The sequence below is a fragment of the Bacteroides sp. genome, from assembly GCF_029057325.1.
Lineage (GTDB): Bacteria > Bacteroidota > Bacteroidia > Bacteroidales > Bacteroidaceae > Bacteroides.
Genome location: NZ_JAICZW010000010.1, coordinates 1 through 2,786 on the forward strand (window position 1 = coordinate 1; position 2,786 = coordinate 2,786).

General features: G+C 50.1%; 2 protein-coding genes. Both read left to right on the top strand.

Going from position 1 to position 2,786, the window contains the following annotated elements; genetic code table 11:
- Positions 1 to 1,653 (top strand): SusC/RagA family TonB-linked outer membrane protein (locus K2G43_RS00340; protein ID WP_300152587.1); only part of this gene is annotated, 1,653 nt, incomplete at its 5' end.
- A gap of 33 nt (positions 1,654 to 1,686) precedes the next feature.
- A partial coding sequence (locus K2G43_RS00345) for a RagB/SusD family nutrient uptake outer membrane protein (RefSeq protein ID WP_300152589.1) occupies positions 1,687 to 2,786 on the top strand: 1,100 nt, incomplete at its 3' end.

Sequence of the window (2,786 nt, forward strand, 5' to 3'; positions counted from 1 at the left end):
CCGGCAACTGCCAATAAGCCCAACTTGAGCAAGGAAACCTATTATCACCGCAACTTCAACACGCAGTTCTTTGCCGATTATGTCCGCACATTCAAAGAGGTGCACACAGTAGGCGCCACATTCGGTATCGAGGCAAGCGGTCAGGACTATGACAACTCCGGCCTGTCGCGTAAGAACTACATCTTCGACGTGGATCAGATAGGTTCCGGACCGGTGGATACCTCCGAAAACTGGTCGAACGAAGGCGTGGGTTACCGTCGTGCCGCCCTGATTGGACGTGTGAAGTATGACTACGCGGCCAAGTATATGGTCGAAGCCAATGTCCGTTACGACGGTAGCGACTATTTCCCGTCGGGCGAACGTTGGGGAGCCTTCTTCTCCGGTTCTGTGGCATGGGCCGTATCAGAAGAAAACTTCTGGAAGAAATGGAACATGGACAAGATTTTCGAGCAGTTCAAGCTGCGTGCTTCGTATGGAGAGATTGGTCAGGACTTCCTTGATCTGAACGGTGACGGTGCGGCCGACCGCTTCGCTTATATCTCTTCTTATACTTTATATACACGCGGTGCTTTCCTTGGTGAAAGATGGTATCCGAGCTTTGCTGAAGGTTCTCTCATCAGCCCGGATATGACGTGGTACACCACCAAGGACTTCAACATCGGAGTTGATTTCGCTTCACTGAACAGCCGTCTGTCCGGTTCGGTGGATTACTTTGCCAAAGTGACCACCGGTTATCTGGCCACTCCTTCCAATGCGGGATATACTTCTCCGTTGGGTAAAAATCTGCCGGTAGTGAAATCGAACGGTGAGAGTGTCCGTCGTGGTTTTGAGTTTGTGTTGCAGTGGAAAGACCAGATTGGCGATTTGCAGTATGGCATCTCTGCCAACATGACTTGTTATGACGACCGCTGGAACCTCAACCCGAACGAAGCCGAAACATCTTTGAAGAATCCGTATAAGCGCGGTACGCAAGTAGGCGCATACACAGGCAACTATTACAAGAACCTGGGCTACTATACGAATTACGAGGATGTGATGAACAATCCGAAGCGTAACAGTTCTACGAATCTGATGGCTGGTGACCTGAAGTATTATGACTTCAACGGTGACGGTAAGATTGACGGTGACGACCAGTATCGCATGGGTAACGGCACCAGCCCGCGAGCCAACTATGGTATCAGCGTGGATTTGGGTTACAAAGGATGGTCCTTCAATATGCTGTGGCAGGGTGCCACCAATTACAACATCTATGTGGATGCTATCCTGATGGGTGGTAACAGCAACTATCTGCCTGTCATCTACGACTTCCAGAAAGACATCTGGTCGCCGGACAACCGCGGTGCGCTTTATCCCCGCCAGCATGCGTCAGCCGGATTCAACAACAACAACAACTTTGTGGGCACGGACTTCTGGTTGGTGGATGCACGCTACATCCGTTTGAAAAATATGTCTATCGGATACGACTTCAAACACAAGCTGCTGAAGAACGTTGCGTGGATGACCAAGTGTAATCTCTCTTTGGCCGGTTACAATTTGCTGACATTCAGCCCTGCTAAGAAATGGGGATTCGACCCTGAATCCGGTTCCAGCGGTAGTGGATACACCTATCCCATCTCGCGGGTTTATACAGTAAGTTTGAATATTGGGTTCTAATTTCATCATTCACATTCAAAAAAGACAATCAATATGAAAAGTAAATATATACTGCCTATCTTTTTGATGGGAACTGCCGGTTTGCAAAGTTGCAGCGATTTCTTGGACACGGAACCGACAGAAGGTTTTCCCGAAACAGTCGTTTGGGAAACGCAGAGCACGGTGGATGCATTTGTCATCGGCAACTATGGAAACGCATACAGCCTGTATGAGAATTTCTCCACATGGGACAAGACTTTCAGCAACAACATGGTGAATTGTCGTGCCGCCTGCCCGGGCGAAGCGCGCGGACTGATGGAGAACACTTACGGATGGGGATTGAACGACCGTTTTGCCGCTATCCGCAATTGCAACCTGATTATGGAGAAAATGGCTGCTTCCAGCCTGGCCGATGTGTATAAGACTCAGTTTGTGGCCGAGGCTAAAATGATGCGTGCCATGATTTATTATGATTTGGCCCGTAAAGGCGGACGTTATATCTGGGTGGACCGTGTGCTGACCACAGAAGATGAGTTCAACCTTCCGTTGACCAAAGATATTACGGAAAGTTACCTGCATGTGCTGACAGACATTCGTGAGGCCATTCCGGGATTGCCCACAACGGCTATCAGCGGTCGTCTGAGCCGTAACGCCGCGTATGCTTTCCTTTCGGAAGTATGCCTGACCGCTGCCGCCTACACCAATGACGCCGCCGCTTTGCAGCAGAATGGAAAGAGCCTGTATCAGGAGGCTATTGATGCGGTGGATGCGTTGGAAGGTGTTTCGCTCGACCCTGATTACGAGGATATGTTCAACCAGAACGGGGCTTATTCATCTTCTGAAATCATCTTGGCGCACTATTGGAGCAAGGACGCGACTACGGTGCAGAATACCGATATGATTAACCTGATTCCCAACTTGCTGAACAGCAACTTGTCCATCACCGGTTGCGGCCCGTTGTTCAAGACGGCCGACATCTTCGAATGTTGGCTGGACCACACTCCCAGCCAGAACCTGGTGGATGATTATCTGGTGATAGACCAGGCCACGGGGAAAGCGGTGCGTTGGGATGAGTCTTCTCAGTTTGTGAATAACACCCGTCCGTTGAGCCGCGAAGAGGCCATCGCCAAAATAGACCATAAGGAGGAAGCCGA